The organism is Peribacillus sp. Bi134 (genome assembly GCF_918698065.1).
GTDB lineage: Bacteria > Bacillota > Bacilli > Bacillales > DSM-1321 > Peribacillus.
Genome location: NZ_CAKKLN010000012.1, coordinates 90,201 through 114,877 on the forward strand (window position 1 = coordinate 90,201; position 24,677 = coordinate 114,877).

Below are 24,677 nucleotides of genomic sequence, written 5' to 3' on the forward strand. Positions count from 1 at the left end.
ACTATATTACAAATTTTATTCTATTAAACAATAATGTGTGTAACTGTTAATTTTATAGTAGATACAGTATCATTGATTTTACAAACAAAGACTAAATATTCTTACTTTTCATTATGCATTAATGAAACATTCCCCATAAAAATAAATAGGAGTGACTAAAGTGAAAGCACAAATTATTCAATCTTTTGGTGATCCATCGGTATTTCAGCTTGAAGAGATTTCAAAACCCGAACTAAAACCTGGACATGTACTTATTCAAGTCAGGGCTTCAAGTGTAAATCCTATTGATACGAAAGTCCGTGCTGGTGCAGTTCCAGCCGTTTCCCCCGAGTTCCCAGCCGTTTTACATGGTGATGTCGCAGGTTTGGTATCTGCAGTGGGTGAAGGAGTGACTGAGTTTAAAGTTGGCGATGAAGTGTTTGGATGCGCGGGTGGTTTTAAAGGGACTGGCGGTGCACTTGCAGAGTTCATGCTTGCAGATGCTGATTTACTTGCTCACAAGCCGAAAAACTTGACGATGGAAGAAGCCGCTGCTTTACCACTAGTTTCCATTACAGCATGGGAAGCTTTATTTAATCGGGCAAATCTTGTCCCTGGACAAAATATACTGATCCATGCAGCCACCGGGGGTGTAGGACACATTGCCATTCAGCTAGCCAAATGGGGAGGCGCAACAGTCTATACAACTGCCTCTTCGCAAGAGAAACTGGAGATTGGCACGCGTCTTGGTGCAGATGTAACTATTAATTATCGAGAAGAAAGCGTTCACAAATTATGTACAAAAATATACAGACGGAAAAGGTTTTGACGTTGTTTTTGACACGGTAGGCGGAGAAAACCTTGATCGCTCTTTTGAGGCAGCCGCGGTACATGGAACAGTAGCAGCCATTGCTGCCCGTTCCACTCATGACCTCTCCCCCGTGCATTCAAAAGGGCTCTCCCTACATGTTACCTTTATGTTGTTGAAGATATTAAACAAGGACATGCATAAGCAATATGGAGAAATTTTGAAGCAGGTTGCCAGTGTGGTTGAGGAAGGTAAGCTGCGCCCGCTTGTGGATCCAAACAAGTTTACGTTTGAAGAAGTCTCAAAAGCCCATGAGTACTTGGAGTCAGGCAAGGCGATGGGAAAAATTATTTTGAGAAATAATTGGTGATTTTATTTTAATGTTCATTCAAAAGCAGAGGTACAGAGAGAATTTCTATAGATCTCTCTGTTTCGTCTGCTTTTATTTTTTATTACCGTAAAACATCCACTAGTTCAACATTCCACTGATCTATACTTCAAGAAAAATTCAATTAGTTCCTAGTTACTAGGATAGATGAAAGCGGGAGACGATCCCATGTAACTGAAATCGTAAAAGAAGATATATTGATATGGTATGAAACTTCAGCTTTAATAGGTACAATCGTTTCGTGGCTCCAAAATGATATGCCATATACACCAACTTTTCTAGCGAAACAATTCTCTTTGCTTCACCATAGGGGGCTAAATGCAGAAAGTTAATAAATCATTTATAAAATGCAACTAAACCTTTGCTCTCTGCATCATGGTTACTAACTCTTGTATATCTATTAGAGTACGTAAAAAATGGGTAAAAAAATCCCAGAAGATTTTCCAAAATTAACCGGCTTATTTTTAGTGGGTTTTGGTATAAAAACCGTAATTTATATTAATTTTTCTAACAAACCTAAAATGTGTTTACGTTCAGAAAACTGAACGGTTTTTTTCTTTATTTTCATCATTTTTTTCTCCCTTGCAACAAACTTTCTTCTTCAACTAACCTGCCCCGATGCATAAGAAAAAGCTGCCTTAAAGGCAGCTCTGATCTTTGTTAACTTATTAGGAAATCCAGCAAATCTTACTGGACACCATTACATAACCGACCGATATTCTCGACTTCAACAACGACTTCATCCCCCGACTTGATCGTGCAGCTGCCAGATGGTGAACCCGTAGCCAAAATGTCACCGGGCTCCAGTGTCATTACCTGTGAAAGCCAACTGATTAGAAAAGGAATGCTTAGTGACATTTCATTGGTATTTCCGTCTTGGACAACACGGCCGTTTAAAGTGGTCACAATCCTTAAATTTGTAGGATCCACCCCGGTAACGATGCACGGTCCCAAAGGTCCGAATGTATCAAATCCTTTGCCCCGCGTAAACTGCGGATCTTTTTTTGTTAGATCTCTTGCTGTGACGTCATTAAATATCGTGCATCCAAATACATAATCAAGCGCATCTTCTTCTTTGATGTTTTTTCCGCGCTTTCCAATGACAAGGGCCACTTCCCCTTCAAGTTCCACTTGATTGGATAGCTCGTTTGGAGGAAGGATAATATTCTCCTTGTCTGCAATAAGTGAAGATAATGGCTTTAAAAATAAAAATGGTTCAACAAGGTTTGCCTCTCCACCCGTTTCCTTCGCATGACCTGCATATGTCCAGCCGAAATTAACCACTTTCGATGGTTTTACAGGTTCCAAGATTTTCACGTCACTATATTTCAGCTCGACCCCGTCATACTTTATTTCCTTGTTGACAAGTTCAGCAAAACTGCTAGACAGTTGTAATATCATGTCATCCTCAACAATACCGTAATGTATTTTGCCCTGTTGATTCTGATAGCGAACTATTTTTTGTGTTTTTTGTAGCACATGCATTATGAATAAACTCCTTTGATGATTAAGATTACCACAGATCATATAAAATCCGGTTCTCCTATACTATAACATGCCTGTTCTTTTACGTGAAAAAAGAGCTCTCGTCGCGACTCACTCTTCAACTAAACCGACCTTTAGTTAATTAAGCTTAAGTTATTTAACTATTTATTTTATGGAACCTACAATTTATATGTAATTTTATCTGTGTATTGCCTTAGGCCATAAATATTCCGATTGATAGACCTAGTATACATTCCCCATGAAATGTTCACTTAATTTTATACATACCTAAAACCAAGCACAAATCAAAGTCTTGGTGCTTATTGATTATCTCAAAATATCAAAACTTTTGTACTGGTAATTCGTCCCTTATTCAGCTAGCCTGCCTCCGTAGTGCCATAAGAAAAAGGCTGCCTGAGCAACCTTCCTACCTGTTAGATTAAGTGGATAACTTCACATTTAACCCTGATATAGGAGCAAAAAAGTATGTATTGCAGCTTTTATGTATCTGTACTTATTTCCTCCCATTCTTGATCCATATAATTCACTAGCCAATTAAGAGTGTAGTGCCTTTCATATACAACGCCTTCATCTAGAGATGATGCAACTTCCAAATGATTTATTTGGGCTTCTCGTACCGCCCAATGTGCCCTATATATAAAATCAAGACTATCTAATATATCACTGGTTGGTTTTAAAGTGGATTCACCAAGCAGCTCTTGTTTAGAATGAAGAGAAAAAACCTTCTCAAAAACATATTCAGCATTGCACGTATCGGCTGGGACATCTATATCTGATATTAGATTTACAGACCAAAGCAGAAGCCAAATACATTCTAACTTCCAAGAGTATTGGATCAGCTCGTTCTGATTAGGTTGTTTTTTCTTTTAAAAATTTTGTTCCTCTTCTGTGAATAATTCATTAGCATTATACCTTTCAATAAATTCCTCAATTTTTTCTGGCGGAGCCTCCATGGCTTTTGCTGAGACTATTGCTAATGAAATAATTCTGTTTATAATTTCTTCCTTTGTTCTAAGGGAAACTTCTTCTTCATTTTCCGTTAAGGGTAAATGTTTATTTATTGGTACCTTTAGGGTCTTTAATATTTTTTCGGATTGTTTTTTTCTCTTTTTCGAACTTTTCATTCCGCACCTCACTATTAGCTGATCCCGCTTCTTTAAAATTATTATTTGAAAAAATTTCCGCAAACCGTCTTTTATTTGTAACATGCTACTCAACTTTCCTGGGTATTTAGTTGCACAAAGAAAAAGCTTCAGCTCCGATCTTCCGTTAAAGCACCCGGTAGTTCCAGAAGGATTATTCGTCTAAACTCCCCTTTAGTGAAATCCACTTTTATTTCTCAAAATAAAAATAGTGCCAACTTCTCTTTAATAGAAATTAGCACTTCGGTTTATTCACTATATGTTATCGTGCCGCTTTAGGCGGTTGGCACACATCACATTTACGTTGGTTATTATTTTTGAATTTCTTGAATGTTTTTTCAAAGTTGCTGCCACATGTACATTTAAATAGTAACTTTTGAGAAAAACCGTGATATTCCGTCGTCAGCAACTTACTTTCCGAATTGTTCTCAACAAATTCTTTAATTTTACCAATCGTCCATTGTTTATTCATTCTCTTACACCTCCATATTTTATCGCTATGCGGAGGCTTTTCTGGCATCCGTTCAGAAACAGTAATTATCGTAAGCTATTCATTATAACATGAGCTGGCACTCAATTAAACAGATGGATATATCTTAATCTGCCCCGAAGTTGCAAAAAGGAAAAGCTGCCTTAAAGACAGCTCCGATTTTTCAGCTAAAGCACCCGGTAGTTCATTAAGAACCCGGTATGGGATAAGTTCAAATTATCCATCCATTGAAAACCATACCCAAGTTGATAACAATGTGAAAAACTATGGATGGATATATACTATCGCTCTTTAAAACTACGATTGCATAAAAAAGCCCCCCAAAAGAAAAAAGTAAGCTTATTAATACAGGAATTCCAATTGATATATGTAGTAGCCCGAACCCGATACTGGTTATTACGACAGCATAAAAGGTGGAAACATTTCTTTTTAAACTAGATAACATAATACCTCTCCAAATTACTTCTTCAAGTGTAGCGTTTATGATGGCAAACAATATACCGAAAAGTAATACTGTTTTTAAATCGCTCATTTCTTGACTAAATAATGGTATAAGTAATGTGCTCGATACCATTAGCCCAATAAGTAAAAAATACGGTAATTTAATTGTATGAAACGGCATTGTGATACGCCTGTGCCAATCTGGTAATAGTGTGTAGAAAAATATCTTCTGCTTAGACAACAATAGTGAAATCATTGTTCCAATCATAATGAACATAAGTAAACATCTGTTTATTATGATTTTCATTTCTTTGGATATGTTCCATTCATTGATATAGCTGCTTCCGAGTTGATACACCAATGTACCTAATAAGAAGAAAATGAACAGAGAAACTGATGAACGGTATTTATTAGGTGAGATGTAGAGAATAAGCAAGAATATGAGTGGCAATAATCCCCAAACAAACAACCTATATGAAAAAAGAATAATACCTGCGAAAAATAGGATTGCCAAAAATAAGAGAAACATATTGGTCCGTGAGCGATTTATGCTAATCCCCCCTTAAGAAAGCACAATTCAATCGTTTCAGATAAACGTTTGTAATAACTGCTCTTTAGCTGAATAAGTCCCTGTATTTACAATACCATAAAAAGTAAATTACCCCTCATGTTACTTAAAATCAATAAGCATTATGAAAAGAGCTTTGAACAAAGATCAAATGGCACTCCTATAAACTGACCAATAGCAGCATAAGAAAGAGCTGCCTTAAAGACAGCTCCTACCTTCAGCCAATGCACCCTTTTTTCAGTAATTTTACCTAAAAAATCACCTCACTACTAAAACTAGAGGTAAGGTGAGATGAATTTCAATAAAATCTTACATAATCCCCTTCTTTAATTTGATTCTTTTCAAACCAGCCAAGATTCACTTCAATTGCATAGTGATAAGAAATTTCTGGATCATAGGTAGGACATATATCTTCTTTACAAGGCTCCATATGTAGTATTTTTAGAATTTCCCCATCTGAATCAAGAAAAGCAATAGATAAAGGAATTAATGTGTTTTTCATCCAAAAGCCACCATATATTTTTACTGGAAACACAAATAACATCCCCTCGTTTTCGGGTAATTTCCCAACAAACATTAAGCCCTTATCTCTTTTTCTTTGAGTATCTGCAACTTGAACGGTTATTCTAGTTTCCCTGTTTCCGCTGAGTATTTTTATCATTTTTGTTTTTATTCTATTTTTCATGTTCACTCACCTTAGGGTAGTTTTATAAGCAGGAAAGAAATTCAAAAGAAGAAAAAATAACTAAGGAAATCCCTTTTACCATCTAATACTTATTCTATGGTTTTAAATTTAATTCTTCGTTTTCAATAAACACTGCAACAATATATATGTAGGTTTGTTCAACAACCTCGTTTATTGCATAAGAAAAAGCTGCCTTAAAGGCAGCTCCAATCTTAGCTAACGCACTTGTTAGCTGAAGAAGTCGATTACTTTTCAGAGTTCTCATCAACAGGTTTTCGTTTATGTTTTTCATTAATTATTTTTTTATTAAATATCTTAACTTCCCCAACCATTAGTAACCTCATATCCTCTACAATATACTTAGCTAACTCTTGGTCAGTAATGTCATCTCCATCAATATCAAGGCGGAATTCCTGCCCTTGAAGCCCACCGCCATTAGTAAACTCTATTTCAAAGTCAAATTGAACTCTTTTATCCATTTGAACCCCTCCTAAATATTGATTGATACTGCAATTGCATTGATAAATTAGCCTTTTGGCAAAACAGGTTTTTTTACTCCACAGTTCTCAATAGACATATTCTAGACGAAAAAGACAATTACCTTCTTCAACTAAGCTGCCCCGATAGTGCTATAGAAAAAGGCTGCTTCAACAACCTTCCTTATTGAAAGAAGAAAACTAATAGTATTTGTAACAAGAAATTATTCACTCAACCTCGAGTTAGTTGTAAGCTTATTAAGGGCACAAAATCTAAATACGCCACAATAATGTTTATATGGTCCAGGTTAAGCTAATCTGAACCATTAAAAAGCTGCCTTAAGACAAGACAGCTTCGCTCTCAAGCTAACGCACGTTGAATGGCTATTCAAGTAATAACTCGGACTTAAATACGATTACAGCATTTCCCGCAATATTGAAAGCTGTAAATATGTTTTCTAAAGCTAGACCGTCAATCACCGCACCAAAACTTATACTACCCTGCGTCATTATAATTTTGTAATCATTATCTTCATTAATCACATCGACTGGTAAAATGCCGGCACCAGTTCTATGATAAACTTTACCTGTATTTAAACTATTTTCAACTGCACGAGCATAGTGGGCAGCAATCGTCGCATGTCCACAGATGGGCACCTCATGAGTTGGCGTAAAAAAACGAATATGTACATCAGATTCGCTATTGTCTGATTTAAATATACATGCCGTTTCCGAATTGTTAAGCTCTCTAGCAATCCTTTGCATCTCACCCGAAGATAGACCTTCTGCATTTGTAATTACGCCAGCAGGATTACCCGATAACTTTTCTTTCGTAAATGAATCAATTTGATATAATCGGTACTTTCTTGCAATGTCATTTCCCACCTTTAATATAGTGAATTTCCGGTCCTTTATACTATCTATAATTCTTATTATATTAAATATTACCCCGTTAGCTCCACAAGAAAAAGAGTGATCGTCACAGCTCTTAAAGAACTAACGCACCCATAAGTGAAATAAGAACCCTTTCAAAAATAATAAAAGACTACCCAATTATGAGTAGTCTTTTATTATTTTTGTATGTGTTTATGCGAAATGGGAATTAATTGTATCTTCAACTTTCTTTAACATACCTTTATATGCTTCTTCATCTAGGTATCCAATACTTCCGAACAGTAAATGGTCCACAGGTTCAATTCCAGTAAAATCCCATATTCCAATATCAGAAGTGACTTTCAAACCTGCTGTCATACCGATTTCATCGTAAAGCTCATTAGGAGTACCATGTGTATTGATGATAAAACCTTTTTTACCTTCTAATAACTTAATTACACCTTCTGGTCCAGCAGAATAAGCAAACCCAAATGCAAATACTCTGTCTACATATCCTTTAAGAATTGCTGGAAGACCTGTCCACCAAATAGGGTAAATAAATGTTATTACGTCTGCTTCAGCAATAAATTCTTGTTCAATTTTAATATCATCAGGAGTTTTTCCTACTTTCATAGCTGCTGTATCTTCTGGTTTAAGTACAGGTTGAAAATCAAGTGCATATAAATCACGGACAACAACTTCGTGACCATTTTTCTTTAATGTATTGACTGTTGTTCCCAAGATAGAGTGATTTAAGCTTTCAGGGTTTGGATGTGCATAAACAACAAGATGTTTCATTTAAAATAACCTCCAAATATTTAATAACCTTTTATTTGATTACTAATCGTAATCTAATATTATAGTGTTAGACGTTTTTTTAAAAGTAGTCACTTTTTTATAACATAGTCACAAAAATAGTACCATCAAGAAAGAGAGGTATTGATTATGGCACGAAGTAGGTTTGGTGAACCTCCAGAGGACCAAATAGAGGTTTGTCCAGTTACAGAAACTCAAGACATAATTGCAGGAAAATGGAAAATAATTATCTTATGGCATTTAAGCAGACAGACAAGAAGATTTAATGAACTCCAAAGGCTTATACCTGATATTTCAAAAGGAATACTGACACGTCAGTTGAGAGAATTGGAAGAAGACCAAATGGTTCACAGAGAAGTATATAAAGAAGTTCCTCCAAAGGTAGAATATTCGCTAACATCTTTAGGGAAAAGTTTTATTCCTATACTTGAGAGTATGGGCGAGTGGGGGAAAAAATATAAGGAATTAAGAAAAAGCTAAAGCCTATACTGATCTTTAGCTTTTTCTTTTTAATTATGTTTGCATGGTTTATCTTAAACTAACCTGCCCCGTTAGTTCTATTAGCAACCTCGATAAGTTAAAAAAACAAACACTTTCTACAGGTTTGTTAGATAAGACTGATTATTTCAATTTAAGTATTATTTTCCCCTTTGCTCTTCCAGTCTCTGCATACTCCAATGCTTTTTGGGCATCTTCGAAAATAAAAATTTTATCAAGTATAGGCTTAATTACTTCTGACTCTAACATTTCTGTTAAAATTTTCAACTGTTCTCCACTATGCTTCATAAAAAGAAACGTGTATTGGACATTATATTTTTTTTCTAGCTTCGTAAGTTTATAACTTGCAATGGAAAATAAGGTTTGTTTTAATGAGCTAAATCCGTTTTCTTTAGCAAAGCGACCATTCGGGATTCCAGATATCGAAACAATCTTTCCTCCTTTTTTTAATGTTACAAATGATTTCTCTAACGTCGCCCCCCCAATGGTATCAAGAACTGCGTTGTAGTCACGAATAGAATGTTCGAACTTTTCTGTCTTGTAATTAATAACTTCGTCAGCGCCAAGAGATTTTACCAAATCACTACCATCACTAGCTGTAGTTGCGACAAAAGCACCCATATGTTTTGCAAGTTGGATAGCAAATGTTCCTACTCCCCCTGATCCTGCATGTATTAATATTTTATGTCCTTTTTCAATTCGCAGAATATCATGTAAAGCTTGGTAGGATGTCAATCCGACTAGAGGGATGGAGGCGGCTTCTTCAAAACTTAAATTTTTAGGTTTTAATGCAATATCTTCTTGGTTGACAGAGATATATTCAGTAAAAGTTCCCATTTTATTTGCTCTAGGTCGACCATATACCTCATCACCGACTTTAAACTTCGTGACACTAGTACCTACTTCGACAATTTTTCCAGAAAAATCGTTTCCTAAAATTAACGGCATTTTGTATTTCAATAATAATTTTAATTCACCTTTTCGAATTTTTGTATCAAGAGGATTTATACTTGCCGCATATATCTCAACTAAGACCTCGTCATTATTTATTTTGGGCATAGGGAAGTCTAAAAAATTTGGATTTTTACCGTAGGTTTCAATTGCTAAAGCTTTCATTACAATCCTCCACATTTTTATTTAACGCACATGTATCTTTTCATAACGAACCTAAGAAAAAAGATTATGAATATCCCTAGATAGGATATTCATATTAAATAAATTATTTTAAGAAAGGATAATCTGTATAACCTTCTTTTCCTCCTGCATAGAGCGTGTTTTTATCAGGTTCGTTTAGGGGAGCCCCTGATTGAATCCGTTCTACAAAGTCTGGATTAGCTAGTACCCAAGTGCCTACTGTGACTACATCTGCAAGATTATTATCTACATCAGACGAAAGTTGATCTAGAGGACGACCTGGACGGTTAACAAGAAGTGATTGATCCCAAAGTTGACGCACATCTTTTAGGAATTGCTCGTTTCCAAAGTGCATTAAATGCAGATATGCAAGGTTAAGCTTATTTAATTCACTTATTAAATAACGATACATCTCAAGGCTATTTTCCCCCTCATCAATGCCTTGCAGTGTTCCTTGAGGAGAAAAACGGATGCCTGTTCTTTCTGCTCCTATTTCATCAACAACTGCTTTAGCTACTTCAATAGCGAATCGAGAACGACCCTCAATCGTACCACCGTATGCATCTTGACGATGATTGGAGTTTTCGCTAAGGAATTGTTGGATAAGATAACCATTCGCTCCGTGAATTTCAACTCCGTCTGCACCAGCTTCAATTGCTGAACGTGCTGCTAAACGAAACTCATAGATAACATCTTTTATCTCAAGCTCACTCAATTCTCTTGGTGTTGGAATATCTTTCATTCCTTCTGCCGTAAAAATTTCTACACCAGGTGCAATAGCTGACGGTGCAACTGCTTGGCGGTGGTGAGGTGTGTTATCAGGGTGTGATACACGTCCCACATGCATAAGCTGAACAAAAATATGACCGCCTTCACTATGAACTTTAGAAGTTACTTTTTTCCACCCTTTAATATGATTTTCTGTATAAATACCAGGTGTATTAGTGTAACCTTGCCCATCATCTGAAGGTTGGGTTCCTTCGCTTATAATTAAACCGACTGAAGCACGCTGACCATAGTACTCTGCTACTAAATCGCTCGGCGTACCATCTGGTAAAGCTCTACTTCTAGTCATCGGAGCCATTCCTATACGATTTTTCAGGTCAATGTTTCCGATACGAACTTTTTCAAATAATCTGCTCATATGAATACTCCTTTTTGATAAGAATTAGAATCAAGGAATGAATTTACGTGTTCTGCAAATAGTTCTGGAAATTGAAACAGGTGTCCGTGACCAGAATCAGGATATATAATCAGCTGTGCTTTGGGTAATTTCTCTGTTAAGATATAACTGTTTTTAGTCGGTACCATCACATCATTAACACCATTAGTAACAAGTACAGGGTGTTTGATGTTTTGTAACCATTCATAATCATGATTGGATTTTTGTTTAGCCCATTTTGCAATGGCTTGTAATTGAGCCTCTTTTACTTGTTCTGAACTGTTTACTTTTTTCTGATTAAAAATTCTTTGTAGTGAAGCCATTCCTGCAGATTTACTTGTTTCGGTTTGTCCGTAGAAAAAGAACATAAAATCATTTATTCCATCTTCTTCCGTTCCGCCGTGACGATTCATTCTTTCAAAAATCTCTGGATTTGGATTAATACCAGATTCAGGCGAAGTACCTGCCATAATAATTTTTCTTACTAAATCTTCCTCTTGTAAAGCTAGCTCTTGTGCAACCATGCCACCAATGGAAAAACCAAGAATGTCAACTTGTTCTAATCCAAGAGTTTTTATAAATGTTGCTGTATCTTTTGCCATATCAGCAATTGTAGTAGGCGTTAGTCCATCGGTCTCACCAACCCCTTTATTGTCAAATAAGATTACTGGGCGTGTATTTGCAATAGGTTCAAGCATGTTTGGATCCCAGTTTTCCATCGTTCCTCTAAAGTGAACAAGAAATACTACTGGTATACCATCTTGTGTACCAAATTTTCTATATGCGTAACGAGTTCCATCTGCTTCAATAAATTCTGATTCTGTTGGTATTTTAAAGTTTGTCATTTTTGTGTTCCTCCTTAGAAAAAAAAAAAACGATTTTATAAGTATCATTATGATGGTTTGTTTCATGCTTTTTTTAGAATGAACGTTCTAAAAAGGGTAAAAAAAGAAAGCTAGTCCAACACTGAAAGTGCTAGAGTGATGATGCCTTCTAATTCTTTTTTATTGTAATTAGTTTTTATTAGTACCCTTATACCTACCAAATTGTTGTGTAAGAAACGAGATGTGTTATCAGAATCGATTTCTTTTGATAGCTCTCCACTAGTCTGGCCCCGTTTTATAAGGTTATTAAACATATCTTCAGTACGGTTAAACATTTTAGTAACTATGCGTCCAATTTCTTTGTCCAGCAAAGATAATTCTATGGCTGCATTTACTGATAGACAACCTTTTGGGTATTGTTCAATGGAATTCAGTACGAAAATAAAAACATCACGTATCGTCTGTTTAATGGATGAAGTGCTACTAATTATGCTTTCCATCTCATTGACGATGAGCTCTTCATAGTGATTAAGGGAAGCTAAAAACAATGAACGCTTGTCACCAAATGTATCATATATACTCCTGCGGTGTATCCCCATATGATCCACCAAATCTTGCATGGATGTTTTTTCATAACCCTGTGCCCAGAAAAGCTCCATTGCTTTTCTTAATACTGCTTTTTCGTCAAACTCTTTACTTCTAGCCATTTTATTTCTCCTTAAAAAAAATCCATGAACCAATACTAACAAAAACAAACGTCATAATCTAATGTAGAATGAACGTTCTAAAATAAACATATATGAATTTCAAACCATGATTAAATAATACCCTTTTTAGAACGATTAGTAAATAATTATAACTACCCAATAATCTCCAACACATTTGCTACATATCACAATGTATCCTTTAACTTTCACCTAGGGGTACCGCCAAGCATTTCTTTATTAGTTTAGTTTCTTCAGGATTGTTTTCTTCCACTGTACAATTAATGGATCAAACTCTTTTACAGGTGCACTCATACCAAATAAACAAGAAACAGCAATTAGAAAAAAACATCTGAGTCCTTACTCAACCAAACTGCCCCGTTAGTGCCATAAGAAAAAAGCTGCCTTAAAGACAGCTCCCATCTTCAGCTAACGCACCCGTTAGTTTAAGTGTAATATTTCACAAATATTATAAATGAGAAAAATGAATAACTAAAAATACAATAGGAGGAATTATTATTGATGGTAGAAGATTTAAAGTATTAAATTTCTTAATCCCCAAAATATTTAAACCAGATGCGATTATCAATATACCTCCTACAATCGTCACTTCGTTCAGAAGATCATTATTTATGGAGTTCTCCATTAAAATAGCAATTAAATAAATGGCACCTTGCCAAATAAATAAAACAATTCCTGCAACAGCTATCCCAATACCAAATGTGGATGCTAACACAATCGAGGTAATCCCATCCAACACCCCATTTGCAAGCAGATACGTATAATCTCCCTTTAACGCTGCCTCTACAGGACCTAAAATAGATAACGTTCCAATACAAAATAATAGGATAGCAGTCGCTAACCCCTCAGCTAAATTACCTCTGGAATATTTATTAACTAAAGCATTAAATTTTGATTCTAGATTCAGCCTTTGACCGAGCAATCCCCCTACGGCTAAGCTTACAATAAAAAGTACCGGATATTTGCTGGAAGGTAAATGTTGCACTAGTGCATTTATTCCTAACCCCAACGCAACTAACCCCATAGCCTGCATTAGAATGTTGTGATATTCATCTTTTATCCCCTTTTTAAAGATGCTTCCGATAATGCTTCCGATTACTATCATCATTGTATTAAAGATTGTTCCAAACATAATCATTTCTCCTTTTAATTATTGTTCTACCCAAAAATATAGACCCTCCTGTAACGGGAGGGTCTACACTTTATTGGTATTTGTATTTCTGTCAGATAGTCTTCTTTACTACCGGAGATATAATGGTCAATTATTGTTCTTTCAATGGAATCCCCGATAATTTGGAAACCGTTATCTTGAATACAATTGAGTAAGCTTCTATAATGTTCGGGTGAATCGCTGTGATTTCCATTATAATAAATGCAGGCATACATTCCTTCTGGAAGAGTTGTCACTAAAGGATTTTGAATATCATCTTCTTCGACTAAAATAAATATCGAGTTATATTCATTGAACTTGTTGTTTAATGTATTATTAATACTTATCGTAAGACCTACTCCCCCAATAAATATAGAAGAACTCATATTAGACAGACTCTCTAATCGTCGTAAGGAAACTTCCATCTCAGGTTCTGAACTGATTATTTCCATTAATCTTACTATCCTTCTCTCTTTCCTCTCCTGTATGAATGGCACTTCCAATTCTTTTATTTCTCGTGCTAATTTAATGTCTTTGATTCGATTTTGGAACCTTCGGTTAATTCGTTCCAGTTCTTTCATTTTTTTTTCGGTTAATCGTTTCTGTTCCTCTAAGAGATACAAAAAACCATCGATATTCCTGTGATCCAGATTTCCCTTGATCTCCTTTAATGAAAAACCTAAATCCTTTAAATAATGAATAGTGTTCAAATTTTCAAATTATTCCGTTGAATAATATCTATAACCGTTGTTTAGATCCGTATGTATAGGTTTTAATAAATCAATTTCATCATAATATCGAAGGGTTTTTATGGTCGTATTATGGAGTTTAGCCATTTCTCCAATTGAAAATCTATTCTTCAATTTAATCTTCCTTTAGAAAAACTTTATATTATCACTATAATACACAATTATACGAAGTCAAACTAACCTGCCCCGTTAGTGCCATAACAAAAAGGCTGCCGAAGCAACCCCTGTTAATGAACCTTATCGCAGAGTTGACACAAACTGTGTAGCACAACAACCCGAATCCAATAAGAAATTCGGCAGAAGCTTTTGGCATATGTTATGATATGGTATGAATATTTTTTAGAAAAAATTTCCATCGTATAGATAAGTTAATTTATATAATTATTTATTAAGGGGATATGTATGGTATCTAGCCTATTTATTTTAATTGTAGTTGGTATTATTGGATTTTCGGTTTACAAAATGATTTTCAAAAAGAAAACTCCTTCTAACATGTATACACCTTATGATGATATGATTATGGTTAAAAAAGATGATATTAAAAGAGACCAACCTACACAAGATACAAAACATAATATTGAATATGAAGAAAAAAGCGATAAAGACAAGACTGTTTAACGGTCTTGTCTTTTATTCTTGTTTATTAGAAGAGTGAGTTGATTAAATCAAATAAAATATATTTCTTATTACCGCATAGTACGACTACACTGTGCTTGTAGAACTATCCTGCCCCGTTAGTGCCATAAGAAAAAGCTGCCTTAAAGACAGCTCTGATCTTCAGCTAACGCACCTGTTAGTTCATTAAGAAAAGACTGCCTCAGCAACCTTATTTTGAAGTAAAGCACCTTATAGTAGTACAAGTACAGAAATTATTTATTACCTTTTCTGTATCTTTAACTTTCGTTCATCAATATGTATAGAAAAAGAAAGTACAAGTATTGCTAATGTCACAACTAAAAATAACCAAGTTAATTCTATATCTGTGAAATAATCAACCGTGAGTATAATAAAATTTACAAGATTGAGAATTAAGAATAAATTATTCTTTTTATTAGGTATCTTTTTTTCAAAAAACAATCCCATTGCATATTTAAACTTATTTGACATTAAATTCCCCCTATAAAACTTCAAACTGAACTTAATAAACTATACCATATCGCAAACGGGTCTTCTTCAACTAAACTGCCCCTTTAGTTCCATAAGAAAAAGCTGCCTAAAGACAGCTCCGATCTTGAGCTAACGCACCAGGTTTAAGACTTTTTAAAACTAATCACCTATGGCAAATATATGTTTTTTTCGCTGTAACGCTTCTATGCAAATAAACTTTAACTCTTTAGCAAAACGTCTAACTTTTTGTTCTTTGTCCTCCCCTGTGTATTTATTAATTACGCCATCACATATACCTATTAATTCATTAATCTCGTCTCTATACAATATCGTTTCACCATAAATATTAAGATTTAGAAGTAAACCAAACTCATTATTAGAGTCCTTTTCCTTACTTATAAGATATGAGTGTATTCCCTCTTCAAATTCTACATATGTTTCTTCCTTATACGCTTCTTTATAGGTGTTAGCTAAAATGAAATTGATTCAACACATTTACTTTATCCTTCCCTGCTTATTTCTAACTATTTTAGCAGATTGTACTCCCAAATCCCTTATTGAACAAACCTGCCCCTTTAGTTCATTAAGCAAAAAGGTCACCAAATGGCAGCCCCGGAAAACTGCAGTAATCATATACGTGCAAAATAGCACTTAAAATAAGTGCAAATTATCACCTAAAGTAACACAATTCCGTTAAGTTATGATACCAACTTAGTCAAAATAAAAACACCCCATTTCTGGGGTGGACACCTCTTGGTCATATGTTCTTTAGTTCTTTAACGAGTTTCTTCTATTTTACTCCTTCTCCTATTTTAAGGTAACTACCAGAACGGTCGTTTTACCGGCTACAGATTGTCCACTATAGTGATACTCTAAATGTGTCACAATGTCTCCATTGGTAATGATCATCGGTGTAATAGTACTTGATGCTTTTTCCTTTACCAGTTCAAGGCTGTAGGTGACCAATATGTCTCCTGCTTTAACCTGGTCACCTTCTGCCACACAAACGGAAAACCCTTCTCCTTTCATGTTAACCGTGTCCAATCCAATATGAATCAATATTCCCAGCCCTTCTGCCGTTTCCAATGCAATGGCATGCTTCGTCGGGAAGACATTGATGACTTTTGCATCAGCCGGCGACACTACCTTCCCTTCGATAGGAAAGAAAGCAATACCATCTCCCATCATTTTCTGTGAAAAAACTGGATCCGGTACATCTTCAAGCTTTAAAATTTCTCCTTCAATTGGCGATACTAATTTTATTTCCGAATTTTTTGTTTTTTTTCCAAATAAGTTTTTTAACAAGGTAATACCTCCCATTATTTTTAATATTTTGGCTGAACAGCAAAATTCTTAAGCAATCACTTTTTTGATTTGTTCTTTTAGCTGGTCTGATTTCGGTCCAAAAATTGCCTAGATTTTATTTCCTACCTCCAAAACGCCCGCAGCTCCAAGGCCTTTTAATCGGTCCTTATCAACTTAGCAAGCCAATCGGTCGGTACTTATCCGTGTAGGGCAGGCGCCATTATTGATCGATTTGCTGCAGTTGATAAATCGCTTCTTTGGCCGGAATGGAAGAGATTGCTCCTTTTCCAGTCGTAGTAAGAGCACCACTAGCGTTTGCAAAGCTTAGGATTTCTTGGTGATGAAGTTCAAGAACTTCTTCCAGATTTCCCTGCCGAACGTCTTTTTCTAATAACTGATACAGCAAGCCTCCGATAAATGCATCCCCAGCCCCTGTTGTATCCTGTACGCCGACGCGATACCCGGTTGATTCGTATTTTTTACCTCTTACATATAATTCGGCACCTTGAGCTCCTTTTGTATAAATTACTGCTTTAACAGCACCAGTAAATAACGAAGAAACTGCTTTTCCTTTGTCAGTAATCCCGGTAATAAACTCAAGCTCTTCATCAGAAATTTTCACAATATGAACCATTGGAACAAACTCTAAAATCGTTTTCCGGCATTCTTCAGGATCAGTCCAAAGCGGAAGGCGGACATTTGGGTCAAAGCTGATGATTCCGCCTTTTGCTTTTACAGAAGTAATGGCTTTCACATGCGCATGCTTCATAGGACTTTCCACTAAATCGACTGAACAGAAGTGGAGGAGGTCGCCGTTTGCAAACCAGCTATCGTTAATTTCAGTCTCATGAAGCAGCAAATCTGCAGAAGGATTGCGGTAGAAAGAGAAATCACGTTCACCATTTTCAAGCAAAGATACAAAAGCAAGGCCTGTGTTGGCTTCATTCGTTCTCGTAATTTTATCTATTTTCACGCCGGCTTGCTGCAATTGTTCTAAAAGAAAGTCCCCAAATGAATCCATTCCGAGCTTAGTAATTATCGATGCATTGCCGCCATTTCTGGCAACTGATACAGCAACATTCGCTGGAGCGCCTCCTGGAGCACGCTCGAATTCCATTACATCTTTTAGTGCGATTCCTTTTTGAAGGGGGATAAAATCAATTAATACTTCACCGATTGCATATAAATTTCTCATACCTTACCTCTCGCTTTCATACATAACTCCATTTTTTTGCTTGAAAAGTGGTGCTTCCAGATAATGCAAAGAAACGAATTTCATTTCTGTTTTCACGAGGGAAAATCCGGCTCGTGAATACTTCTTCACCGTCATTGATGAAAATCTCAACAGAAGAGGTATCTACAAATAAATGAAACTTAATTTTTTTGGTATTCACAAAGCATTTTCGGATTGTTCCATAAGCTTCTCCAACGGTCTCACCTGAAGAAGAGCGGTCAAGAATGACTTTTTTCTCTACAGTATCATATTTAATGACCGTTTTTTCATCATCACCGGCCCTGAATTCAATACCAAATTCAACGGCATCGTTGTTTTCAAATTCACATACCATTTCATAGGATACTCCTTTGAATTCTTCATACATGTTCTTGGTGTTCTTCAAAACACCTTTTACTTCAGTTTCCTGCCTGCGTAGCGCTTGAAGTTCCTGCACTGGCCGCTGAATCAGTTTGCCGTTTCGAACAGATAATTCTCTTGGCAGTGTTAAACAATGCGCCCAGCCATTTTTGTCTGTGGGTAGGTCGATTTCAGGCAAGCCCATCCATCCGACAAGGATACGCCTTCCGTCAGGATTAACCATTGTTTGCGGCGCATAAAAATCAAAGCCTCTGTCAAGCTCCTGAAAAGAGCCATGTGATAATGAGTGGGTTATTGTATCTAGCTTGCTGCCAATAACATAACCGGATTGATAAATATTGTGGTAAAGGTCTCCCTTGGGCTCCAAACCTTGTGGAGAAAACATCAGTACACCATAGTTTTGCAGTTCAAAATAATCTGGACATTCCCACATATATCCAAAAGTTCCAAGGTCAGTTTGTAACTCTCCTTCAAATGTCCAGTTTACTAGATTGGAGGAACGATATAGGACGACACATCCTGTTTTGTCTTTCCGCTGTGCACCGATTACTGCATAAAAGGTATCATTTTCTCTCCAAACTTTCGGGTCGCGGAAATGATTAGTATATCCTTCTGGTACGTCCCGAATGAATGGATGGGTCAATTTTTCAATTTGTCCCGTTTTCTCCATGATGGCGATACATTGATAGGGATGTCTTTGCCAATTCTCATCACGGGTGTTGCCGGTATAAAATAAATATAGTTTTCCTTCATATTCAATAGCACTTCCGGAATAGGCTCCATGGCTGTCATAATAATCATCCGGTGCGATCCCGATGCCGGCATTTTCCCAAGAAACAAGATCTTTTGATTTCGTATGATACCAATACTTCAACCCATGTACAGGACCAAGTGGAAACCATTGGTAGAATAAATGGTACTCGCCCTGATAAAAAGAGAAGCCATTAGGGTCATTAAGTAGGCCGGATAAAGGCTGTATATGAAAGGTTTGTCGCCATGTGCATTCATTTACTCTTGTTTGCAAATTTTGCAGCTCTACCTGATTAACATCTTCAACGCGGCGATAACGCTGTTCTTTTGTCCATCCCATGTGATCAGACTCCTTTAAAAAATCAGAGGACTGTTCCTTGTTTCGAACAGCCCTTTTCATATTAATAAATTAGGCTGCTTCTTTTCGAGAAAGGGCAGCAACTTTTTTATCTGTCCGATTTGCTAAACTGAATGTTGCGATAAAGGCAACAGCAAAGGAAATGGCCATACCAATTATATAAAAGATAATTGTATCTGTTTTTATGGAAATAATCCCTGGTAGACCTGCAGCGCCAAGTGCAATCGCCTTTACTTTGAAGAAGGTGACGAAAGCAGAAGCCACTCCTGAACCTATAATTGCTCCAATAAATGGATACTTCAGTTTTAAGTTAACACCGAACATTGCAGGTTCTGAAATCCCTAAAAGAGCCGAAATACCCGCTGCAGATGCCGTGCCTTTTGTTTTTTTATCTTTCGTAATGAAAGTAACTGCAAGGGTTGCTGCACCTTGAGCAATATTGGACATTGCTGCAATTACGAAAATAAAAGAGCCCCCAGTTTTTGAAATATCAGAAAGTAATTGTGTTTCTACAGCAATAAAGCTATGATGCATACCTGTGATAACGATTGGTGCGTAAAGAAGTCCAAATATAGCTCCTCCGATAAAACCAGTTCCATCATATAAGAAGATGAGACCGTCTGTTAATAAGTTCCCTGTAGCACGAGTAATCGGTCCTACTACTGTGAACGTTAAGATACCAGTAATAAAAATTGTCAATAATGGTGTTAGAATATTGTCTAGTGCGGAAGGAATGACTTTTCGCAAATACGTTTCTATTTTTGCTAAAATAAAGGAAGCAACAAGTACTGGCAACACAGTGCCTTGATATCCGATTTTTTCAATTTCAAATCCGAGAATATTCCAGACCTGAATTTCACCGCTTAATAAGGCTCCTCCGTATCCCCAACCATTCAATAAGTCAGGGTGAACCATTAGCATTCCAAGTGTAGCACCCAGATAAGGATTTCCGCCAAACCGCTGTGTGGCAGAGAAACCGATTAAGATTGGAAGGAATACAAATGCTGCGTTGGCAAATGTATTAATTAGAGCTGCTAAATCTGCGAATCCCGGGTTAGCTTCGACAATGGATTGCCCTGCGATAAATAAGTCAGGTGCTGTGAGCAAGTTGTTAATCCCCATCAATAGACCGCCGGCAACAATTGCAGGAATAATAGGAACAAAAATATCAGAAAGCATTTTTACAAAGCGCTGAAGCGGATTCATTTTCTTCGAACCAGCATCTTTTACATCTTTCGTCGACATTTCAGTAAGTCCAGTTAGCTTTGAAAACTCTTTGTATACTTCATTAACAGTTCCCGCACCGATAATAATCTGGTATTGTCCTCCAGTTGAATATGTTCCCTTTACTGCATCCATCTCATCTAGTTTTGCTTGATCGACTTTATCTTCATCATGTAAAGCTAAGCGGAGCCGAGTCGCACAGTGTGCTGCAGCTGCCACATTTTCTTTCCCGCCGATTGCCTCCAATATTTCCTGGGATACTTCTTTATAATTCATAATGATCCTCCTTTTAAAAGTTTATAAACGCTGACTTGGAACCGGTTCCGTTTGAATTCAAAAAAATATATGAATATATTAAGCAACGGAACCGGTTCCAGCATAAACCAAAAAAATATAATATCAACAAGTTGATTCACAGAAACCGGTTACATTTTAGAAGAGAAATATTTGGTAACCGATTTCATTTTGATTATAATCGGTGTAGTAAACGATTGTCAACGCTTTCTCTTTCAATAATTTTATATTTTGATAGAGATAATTTTGGTAATTCTTCCCCGTTAACAAGCTTTACGATACTTTTAGCTGCCATTTGTCCTGCTTCTTTGTAGTAAAATTTCGCTGTAGTTATGCCTGGGTGTATCATCTCTGTTACTTCATAACCTCCAAATCCAGTGATCGACAAGTCTTCTGGGATTTTTAAACCTCTTAAATAAGCTGCTTTCAAAGCACCAATTGCTATATTATCAGTTGCACATACGATAATAGAGGGAGTGAATTCCTCAATAATAGAGGGGACATTGATTAATGCATCTGTTATGCTGAAGCTTGTTTCATAATACCTTACTTCACAGTCTGATTTTTCATCTATCGCCCGCTGAAATCCTTTTTTTCGCATGACTCCTACAGCAATATCTTTTCCTGTTACGCCCAAAAAAGCAATCTTACGGTGACCTTTTTCCAGCACATGTTTTCCGAGATCATATGCTGCTTCATAATCATTGTGTATGATGCTGTGAATTGTTTCATGCTGCTGACCAACCAGTAAAACGGGCAAGTGCAGCTCTTTGAAGGCCTCTAAATGGGCGTCTGTAACTTGGGATGGAAGCAAAATCATTCCCGCAACCTTTTGCTTAGCCAGTGTGTAAATATTTTCAATTTCCCGATCTAAATCCTGACCGGTATTTGAGATCAGCATTTGATAATTTAGTTCTCTTAATTGTTCATCAATGCCAATTAACGTATGAGAAGAAGCATACGAATCAAGTCTCGGTACGATGGTACCGATTATATTAGTTTTCTTTGCTTTTAAACTTTGAGCGAAGGCATTAGGAGCATAGCTGGTTTCATTTATCACACGTTCGATTTTATTTTTCGTTGCCTCACTAACAGAACCATTATTTAGATAACGTGAAACTGTACTCTTAGCAACTCCGGCAAGCTTCGCGATATCAGTAATTGTAACCAAAGCATTCATCTCCGTCTTTATATGGATTTATTTATTATACACCAATATGTTTAGTAAATTACAACGTTATCATTGCAAATTCAAGTGTAAACGCATTCACGTCCAAGTAGGGGGTGTGAAATATGGAAATTAGTAAAGAGGTTTCATTTATACAATGATAAATAGAACTAACCATTAAGAGAGAAAAAATCCTTTCTTTTCTATTTAGCTCTCTTCCAAGAAATACACCCATAAGTTCATTATAATAGTATTCTTTATCACTAAATAACGCTTGAAACTCCTTATCATCTGCGAAATCATTAAAAAACAAGTCCATTGAACTGTCTTTTCTTACCCAAGCAATTGCTTCTATATATGGAGTGAACTCATATTTCCAATTATCTACATGAAGGTGATTACCAGTATAGTTTTCATCATTAAAATAATCTTGATTATTCATTGACTTACCCCCGAAAACTCAACTATTAGCAGAATTATACCATAGGACTTATTGTTCTAACCTGCTCCGATGGTGTAATAAAGAAAAAGCTGCCTTAAAGACAGCTCCGATCTTCAGCTAACGCACCCGATAGTTTAAGTAGAAATCTTCACAATATTAATTAACATAAATATCATCCATTTTCCTTTAAATTAGAAGTTTTTTTGTAAATGGGTTTAGTGATTATAAAAATAGGGCATTTATGTTTGGGCATAAATAAAAAAAGGAGATTAAATTATGGTTTCGTCACTTGATATAGATAAATTAATGAAATTCATCGAAGAAAATAACGAGGATTTTGAAGATTCATTATTAAACGAAGCATCTAATGTGAAAGACAAAATTGAAGAAATATTAATGATCGGTAATATTGACCTGATAAATAATGCCCGTAAGCTGGTTCGATACATTATTGAGGGTGAAGAACAAGAGCTTCAATCATTTGCTAAACAAGAAGGTATAGCTTGGGCGACACACGAAATACCATTAACTTTCAAATTAGAGTGGGTGCAAGCCATTCGAAGAACTTTGTGGAAGTTCTTACAAGAATATAACGAGGTAACGAATCACGTTATAAATGAAGAATTTTTTTCGGTAGAAAAACAAATAAATAATGAAGTAGACAGGTTTTTAAATGTTTTTTTTATCACATATTCTCAATACAAAGATTCATTGATAATGGCTCAAAAAGAATTGGTCGAAAATCTTTCTGTGCCAATAATCCCAATAACACCCACTATATGTATTTTGCCTTTAATTGGTGCGGTTGATCTTTACCGAACGAATATTCTAGAGGAAAAAGTTTTAATAGAGATTGGAAAATTAGGTATTCAAACATTGATTATGGACTTATCTGGAATTATGAAAATGGAGACTGAGGTAATTGATCATTTAATGAAGATTATTGACGGCACTTCATTAATGGGATGTACCACTGTGATTACCGGGTTAAGAGCTGAAGTCGCTAGCAATATGATACGCTTAGGAATGAGATTAAATGAAAAAGCACAAACATTAGGAACTTTACAACAAGCGTTGAATAAATACTTAATAAGTTAAATACGGAGAATCTTAGAAGAGGGTCGCTTTGCCGACTCTTTTTCCTTATTCAATATATTCTGACCAACTGTCTAATTATTATTTTCTGCCTAGCAGTTACATCTTTGTAAAAAAAATATAGTTAGGTATTTAATTCAACACCAATCAATTCGTTTTCTTCTTCAACTAAACTGCCCCGTTATTGAATTGGTATAAAATGTATTTGGTTGGAAGACAATAATATTACCCAGCTATTCCACTATTCCAACTTAAAAGGACCTTCTCATAATCGAGAGGGGCTTTTTTGTTTTATAAAGTTAAATCAAAATTTAGGTCTAACCTTCTTAACTAATGTAGATTTGAAACAAAGTTTGATCAAATTAATTCAAGAAACTTTGATAAATGAATAAATAGAAAAAGCATGTTTTGAAAAAAGATTAATCAAAACATGCCCTTATAATATTTAATTGGATTATTCTTTTATAAATAAGATTGATCATTTTTGTGTTCCTTATGCAACTAAACCAGCTAATAGGATGTCAATATCTTTCTCTAAAAATTTCATTTCCATTATGATATACTTTTTTGGGCCATGCCAAATAACCCTCCAAAACCCTTTTGGAAGGATTTTTCTCTGTTTCACAAAACCGTTAATCAGGCTAAATCTAGGAACGTTTCTTTTCTCTTTAATAGAGCGTAAATCCAATGAAGTAACTTATTTATACAGGCAACGATTGACACTTTGGCCGGTTTTCCTTCTGATTTTTTCTTATCATAGAAGGCTTTAAGCTTTTTGTTCCTTGAACTTCTTATGCCACATAGTACGGCAAGATACAGAGAATGACGTAGTCTGCTCGAACCTCTTTTAGTAATACGATTAATGGTTGCCGTAAACTTACCTGATGAGTGAACAGTTGGATCTACTCCAGCGAAGGCAACTAGTT

General features: G+C 35.8%; 25 protein-coding genes and 3 pseudogenes. 5 read left to right on the forward strand and 23 right to left on the reverse strand.

What is annotated here, in order from left to right:
- Window positions 1-160 precede the first annotated feature (160 nt).
- A pseudogene (locus tag LQ188_RS23930) lies at window positions 161-1,157 on the forward strand (zinc-dependent alcohol dehydrogenase family protein).
- A 161-nt stretch (window positions 1,158-1,318) separates the two neighbouring features.
- Entirely contained in the window at window positions 1,319-1,507 is a 189-nt protein-coding gene (locus tag LQ188_RS23935; protein ID WP_157831179.1) for a TetR-like C-terminal domain-containing protein, read from the forward strand.
- Window positions 1,508-1,862: 355 nt separating this feature from the next.
- Here LQ188_RS23935 and LQ188_RS23940 read toward each other — a convergent pair whose 3' ends face one another.
- From LQ188_RS23940 to LQ188_RS23975, 8 genes and pseudogenes are all read right to left on the reverse strand, one after another.
- Complete coding sequence (locus tag LQ188_RS23940; protein ID WP_101226022.1) at window positions 1,863-2,660, reverse strand: fumarylacetoacetate hydrolase family protein; 798 nt, start codon at window positions 2,658-2,660, stop codon at window positions 1,863-1,865.
- 500 nt (window positions 2,661-3,160) lie between these two features.
- Window positions 3,161-3,889: pseudogene (locus LQ188_RS23945) on the reverse strand (DUF4272 domain-containing protein).
- A gap of 196 nt (window positions 3,890-4,085) precedes the next feature.
- The gene (locus LQ188_RS23950) at window positions 4,086-4,295 is read right to left on the reverse strand and encodes a hypothetical protein (RefSeq protein WP_063235826.1); all 210 of its coding nucleotides are present in this window, start codon (window positions 4,293-4,295) and stop codon (window positions 4,086-4,088) included.
- A gap of 229 nt (window positions 4,296-4,524) precedes the next feature.
- Window positions 4,525-5,283 carry a type II CAAX endopeptidase family protein gene (locus LQ188_RS27050; protein ID WP_363320616.1) on the reverse strand — a complete coding sequence of 253 codons (759 nt, stop codon included), beginning with the start codon at window positions 5,281-5,283 and terminating at the stop codon, window positions 4,525-4,527.
- A 337-nt stretch (window positions 5,284-5,620) separates the two neighbouring features.
- Window positions 5,621-6,007 (reverse strand): DUF192 domain-containing protein, encoded by a 387-nt coding sequence (locus LQ188_RS23960; protein ID WP_230178599.1) that lies wholly within the window; start codon window positions 6,005-6,007, stop codon window positions 5,621-5,623.
- A 245-nt stretch (window positions 6,008-6,252) separates the two neighbouring features.
- On the reverse strand, window positions 6,253-6,486 hold the full coding sequence (locus tag LQ188_RS23965; RefSeq protein ID WP_101226025.1) for a cyclase: 234 nt from the start codon (window positions 6,484-6,486) through the stop codon (window positions 6,253-6,255).
- Between the two features lie 426 nt (window positions 6,487-6,912).
- A pseudogene (locus LQ188_RS23970) lies at window positions 6,913-7,356 on the reverse strand (PhzF family phenazine biosynthesis isomerase); the annotation flags it as partial.
- A 213-nt stretch (window positions 7,357-7,569) separates the two neighbouring features.
- On the reverse strand, window positions 7,570-8,154 hold the full coding sequence (locus tag LQ188_RS23975) for an NAD(P)H-dependent oxidoreductase (RefSeq protein WP_101226026.1): 585 nt from the start codon (window positions 8,152-8,154) through the stop codon (window positions 7,570-7,572).
- A 147-nt stretch (window positions 8,155-8,301) separates the two neighbouring features.
- On the opposite strand from LQ188_RS23975, the gene LQ188_RS23980 reads away from it, so the two are divergent.
- Entirely contained in the window at window positions 8,302-8,652 is a 351-nt protein-coding gene (locus LQ188_RS23980) for a helix-turn-helix domain-containing protein (RefSeq protein WP_230178601.1), read from the forward strand.
- Between the two features lie 141 nt (window positions 8,653-8,793).
- On the opposite strand, the gene LQ188_RS23985 is transcribed toward LQ188_RS23980, so the two are convergent.
- From LQ188_RS23985 to LQ188_RS24015, 7 genes are all read right to left on the reverse strand, one after another.
- Entirely contained in the window at window positions 8,794-9,786 is a 993-nt protein-coding gene (locus LQ188_RS23985; RefSeq protein ID WP_230178603.1) for an NADP-dependent oxidoreductase, read from the reverse strand.
- Between the two features lie 103 nt (window positions 9,787-9,889).
- Window positions 9,890-10,948: an alkene reductase gene (locus LQ188_RS23990; RefSeq protein WP_230178605.1), complete on the reverse strand. Its 1,059-nt coding sequence runs from the start codon at window positions 10,946-10,948 to the stop codon at window positions 9,890-9,892.
- On the reverse strand, window positions 10,945-11,811 hold the full coding sequence (locus LQ188_RS23995; RefSeq protein ID WP_230178607.1) for an alpha/beta hydrolase: 867 nt from the start codon (window positions 11,809-11,811) through the stop codon (window positions 10,945-10,947). The genes LQ188_RS23990 and LQ188_RS23995 overlap by 4 nt, the downstream gene beginning before the upstream one ends.
- Window positions 11,812-11,921: 110 nt before the next feature.
- Window positions 11,922-12,497, reverse strand: a complete 576-nt coding sequence (locus LQ188_RS24000) for a TetR/AcrR family transcriptional regulator (RefSeq protein WP_101226031.1) — start codon at window positions 12,495-12,497, stop codon at window positions 11,922-11,924.
- A gap of 466 nt (window positions 12,498-12,963) precedes the next feature.
- On the reverse strand, window positions 12,964-13,647 hold the full coding sequence (locus tag LQ188_RS24005) for a DUF554 domain-containing protein (protein ID WP_034314427.1): 684 nt from the start codon (window positions 13,645-13,647) through the stop codon (window positions 12,964-12,966).
- Between the two features lie 26 nt (window positions 13,648-13,673).
- Entirely contained in the window at window positions 13,674-14,375 is a 702-nt protein-coding gene (locus tag LQ188_RS24010; RefSeq protein WP_230178609.1) for a GyrI-like domain-containing protein, read from the reverse strand.
- A 9-nt stretch (window positions 14,376-14,384) separates the two neighbouring features.
- Window positions 14,385-14,528, reverse strand: a complete 144-nt coding sequence (locus tag LQ188_RS24015; protein ID WP_290370146.1) for a MerR family DNA-binding transcriptional regulator — start codon at window positions 14,526-14,528, stop codon at window positions 14,385-14,387.
- 288 nt (window positions 14,529-14,816) lie between these two features.
- Here LQ188_RS24015 and LQ188_RS24020 point away from each other — a divergent pair, with 288 nt between their 5' ends.
- The gene (locus tag LQ188_RS24020; protein ID WP_230178611.1) at window positions 14,817-15,032 is read left to right on the forward strand and encodes a DUF3951 domain-containing protein; all 216 of its coding nucleotides are present in this window, start codon (window positions 14,817-14,819) and stop codon (window positions 15,030-15,032) included.
- A gap of 258 nt (window positions 15,033-15,290) precedes the next feature.
- Here the strand turns inward: LQ188_RS24020 and LQ188_RS24025 are convergent, their stop codons facing one another.
- From LQ188_RS24025 to LQ188_RS24055, 7 genes are all read right to left on the reverse strand, one after another.
- Window positions 15,291-15,521, reverse strand: a complete 231-nt coding sequence (locus tag LQ188_RS24025) for a hypothetical protein (protein WP_057219378.1) — start codon at window positions 15,519-15,521, stop codon at window positions 15,291-15,293.
- Between the two features lie 807 nt (window positions 15,522-16,328).
- Window positions 16,329-16,826 (reverse strand): PTS glucose transporter subunit IIA, encoded by a 498-nt coding sequence (locus tag LQ188_RS24030; protein ID WP_101226125.1) that lies wholly within the window; start codon window positions 16,824-16,826, stop codon window positions 16,329-16,331.
- A 220-nt stretch (window positions 16,827-17,046) separates the two neighbouring features.
- Complete coding sequence (locus LQ188_RS24035; protein ID WP_063574988.1) at window positions 17,047-18,021, reverse strand: carbohydrate kinase; 975 nt, start codon at window positions 18,019-18,021, stop codon at window positions 17,047-17,049.
- 16 nt (window positions 18,022-18,037) lie between these two features.
- Window positions 18,038-19,510 (reverse strand): sucrose-6-phosphate hydrolase, encoded by a 1,473-nt coding sequence (locus tag LQ188_RS24040; RefSeq protein ID WP_063574987.1) that lies wholly within the window; start codon window positions 19,508-19,510, stop codon window positions 18,038-18,040.
- A 69-nt stretch (window positions 19,511-19,579) separates the two neighbouring features.
- Window positions 19,580-21,028 carry a sucrose-specific PTS transporter subunit IIBC gene (locus tag LQ188_RS24045; RefSeq protein WP_057277270.1) on the reverse strand — a complete coding sequence of 483 codons (1,449 nt, stop codon included), beginning with the start codon at window positions 21,026-21,028 and terminating at the stop codon, window positions 19,580-19,582.
- 193 nt (window positions 21,029-21,221) lie between these two features.
- Window positions 21,222-22,217: a LacI family DNA-binding transcriptional regulator gene (locus LQ188_RS24050; protein WP_222620052.1), complete on the reverse strand. Its 996-nt coding sequence runs from the start codon at window positions 22,215-22,217 to the stop codon at window positions 21,222-21,224.
- 58 nt (window positions 22,218-22,275) lie between these two features.
- The gene (locus tag LQ188_RS24055; RefSeq protein WP_101226127.1) at window positions 22,276-22,656 is read right to left on the reverse strand and encodes a hypothetical protein; all 381 of its coding nucleotides are present in this window, start codon (window positions 22,654-22,656) and stop codon (window positions 22,276-22,278) included.
- Between the two features lie 276 nt (window positions 22,657-22,932).
- On the opposite strand from LQ188_RS24055, the gene LQ188_RS24060 reads away from it, so the two are divergent.
- Window positions 22,933-23,754 carry an STAS domain-containing protein gene (locus tag LQ188_RS24060; protein WP_101226128.1) on the forward strand — a complete coding sequence of 274 codons (822 nt, stop codon included), beginning with the start codon at window positions 22,933-22,935 and terminating at the stop codon, window positions 23,752-23,754.
- A 633-nt stretch (window positions 23,755-24,387) separates the two neighbouring features.
- On the opposite strand, the gene LQ188_RS24065 is transcribed toward LQ188_RS24060, so the two are convergent.
- A partial coding sequence (locus tag LQ188_RS24065; RefSeq protein ID WP_230178613.1) for a transposase occupies window positions 24,388-24,677 on the reverse strand: 290 nt, incomplete at its 5' end.

Coding starts and splice junctions, on each gene's coding strand:
- LQ188_RS23990 (WP_230178605.1), bottom strand. CDS start 10,948: ATGAGCAGATTATTTGAAAAAGTTCGTATCGGAAACATTGACCTGAAA.
- LQ188_RS24035 (WP_063574988.1), bottom strand. CDS start 18,021: ATGAGAAATTTATATGCAATCGGTGAAGTATTAATTGATTTTATCCCC.
- LQ188_RS24020 (WP_230178611.1), top strand. CDS start 14,817: ATGGTATCTAGCCTATTTATTTTAATTGTAGTTGGTATTATTGGATTT.
- LQ188_RS24040 (WP_063574987.1), bottom strand. CDS start 19,510: ATGGGATGGACAAAAGAACAGCGTTATCGCCGCGTTGAAGATGTTAAT.
- LQ188_RS24060 (WP_101226128.1), top strand. CDS start 22,933: ATGGTTTCGTCACTTGATATAGATAAATTAATGAAATTCATCGAAGAA.
- LQ188_RS24025 (WP_057219378.1), bottom strand. CDS start 15,521: ATGTCAAATAAGTTTAAATATGCAATGGGATTGTTTTTTGAAAAAAAG.
- LQ188_RS24045 (WP_057277270.1), bottom strand. CDS start 21,028: ATGAATTATAAAGAAGTATCCCAGGAAATATTGGAGGCAATCGGCGGG.
- LQ188_RS23985 (WP_230178603.1), bottom strand. CDS start 9,786: ATGAAAGCTTTAGCAATTGAAACCTACGGTAAAAATCCAAATTTTTTA.
- LQ188_RS23940 (WP_101226022.1), bottom strand. CDS start 2,660: ATGCATGTGCTACAAAAAACACAAAAAATAGTTCGCTATCAGAATCAA.
- LQ188_RS24005 (WP_034314427.1), bottom strand. CDS start 13,647: ATGTTTGGAACAATCTTTAATACAATGATGATAGTAATCGGAAGCATT.
- LQ188_RS23950 (WP_063235826.1), bottom strand. CDS start 4,295: ATGAATAAACAATGGACGATTGGTAAAATTAAAGAATTTGTTGAGAAC.
- LQ188_RS23965 (WP_101226025.1), bottom strand. CDS start 6,486: ATGGATAAAAGAGTTCAATTTGACTTTGAAATAGAGTTTACTAATGGC.
- LQ188_RS27050 (WP_363320616.1), bottom strand. CDS start 5,283: ATGTTTCTCTTATTTTTGGCAATCCTATTTTTCGCAGGTATTATTCTT.
- LQ188_RS23960 (WP_230178599.1), bottom strand. CDS start 6,007: ATGAAAAATAGAATAAAAACAAAAATGATAAAAATACTCAGCGGAAAC.
- LQ188_RS23995 (WP_230178607.1), bottom strand. CDS start 11,811: ATGACAAACTTTAAAATACCAACAGAATCAGAATTTATTGAAGCAGAT.
- LQ188_RS24055 (WP_101226127.1), bottom strand. CDS start 22,656: ATGAATAATCAAGATTATTTTAATGATGAAAACTATACTGGTAATCAC.
- LQ188_RS24000 (WP_101226031.1), bottom strand. CDS start 12,497: ATGGCTAGAAGTAAAGAGTTTGACGAAAAAGCAGTATTAAGAAAAGCA.
- LQ188_RS23980 (WP_230178601.1), top strand. CDS start 8,302: ATGGCACGAAGTAGGTTTGGTGAACCTCCAGAGGACCAAATAGAGGTT.
- LQ188_RS23975 (WP_101226026.1), bottom strand. CDS start 8,154: ATGAAACATCTTGTTGTTTATGCACATCCAAACCCTGAAAGCTTAAAT.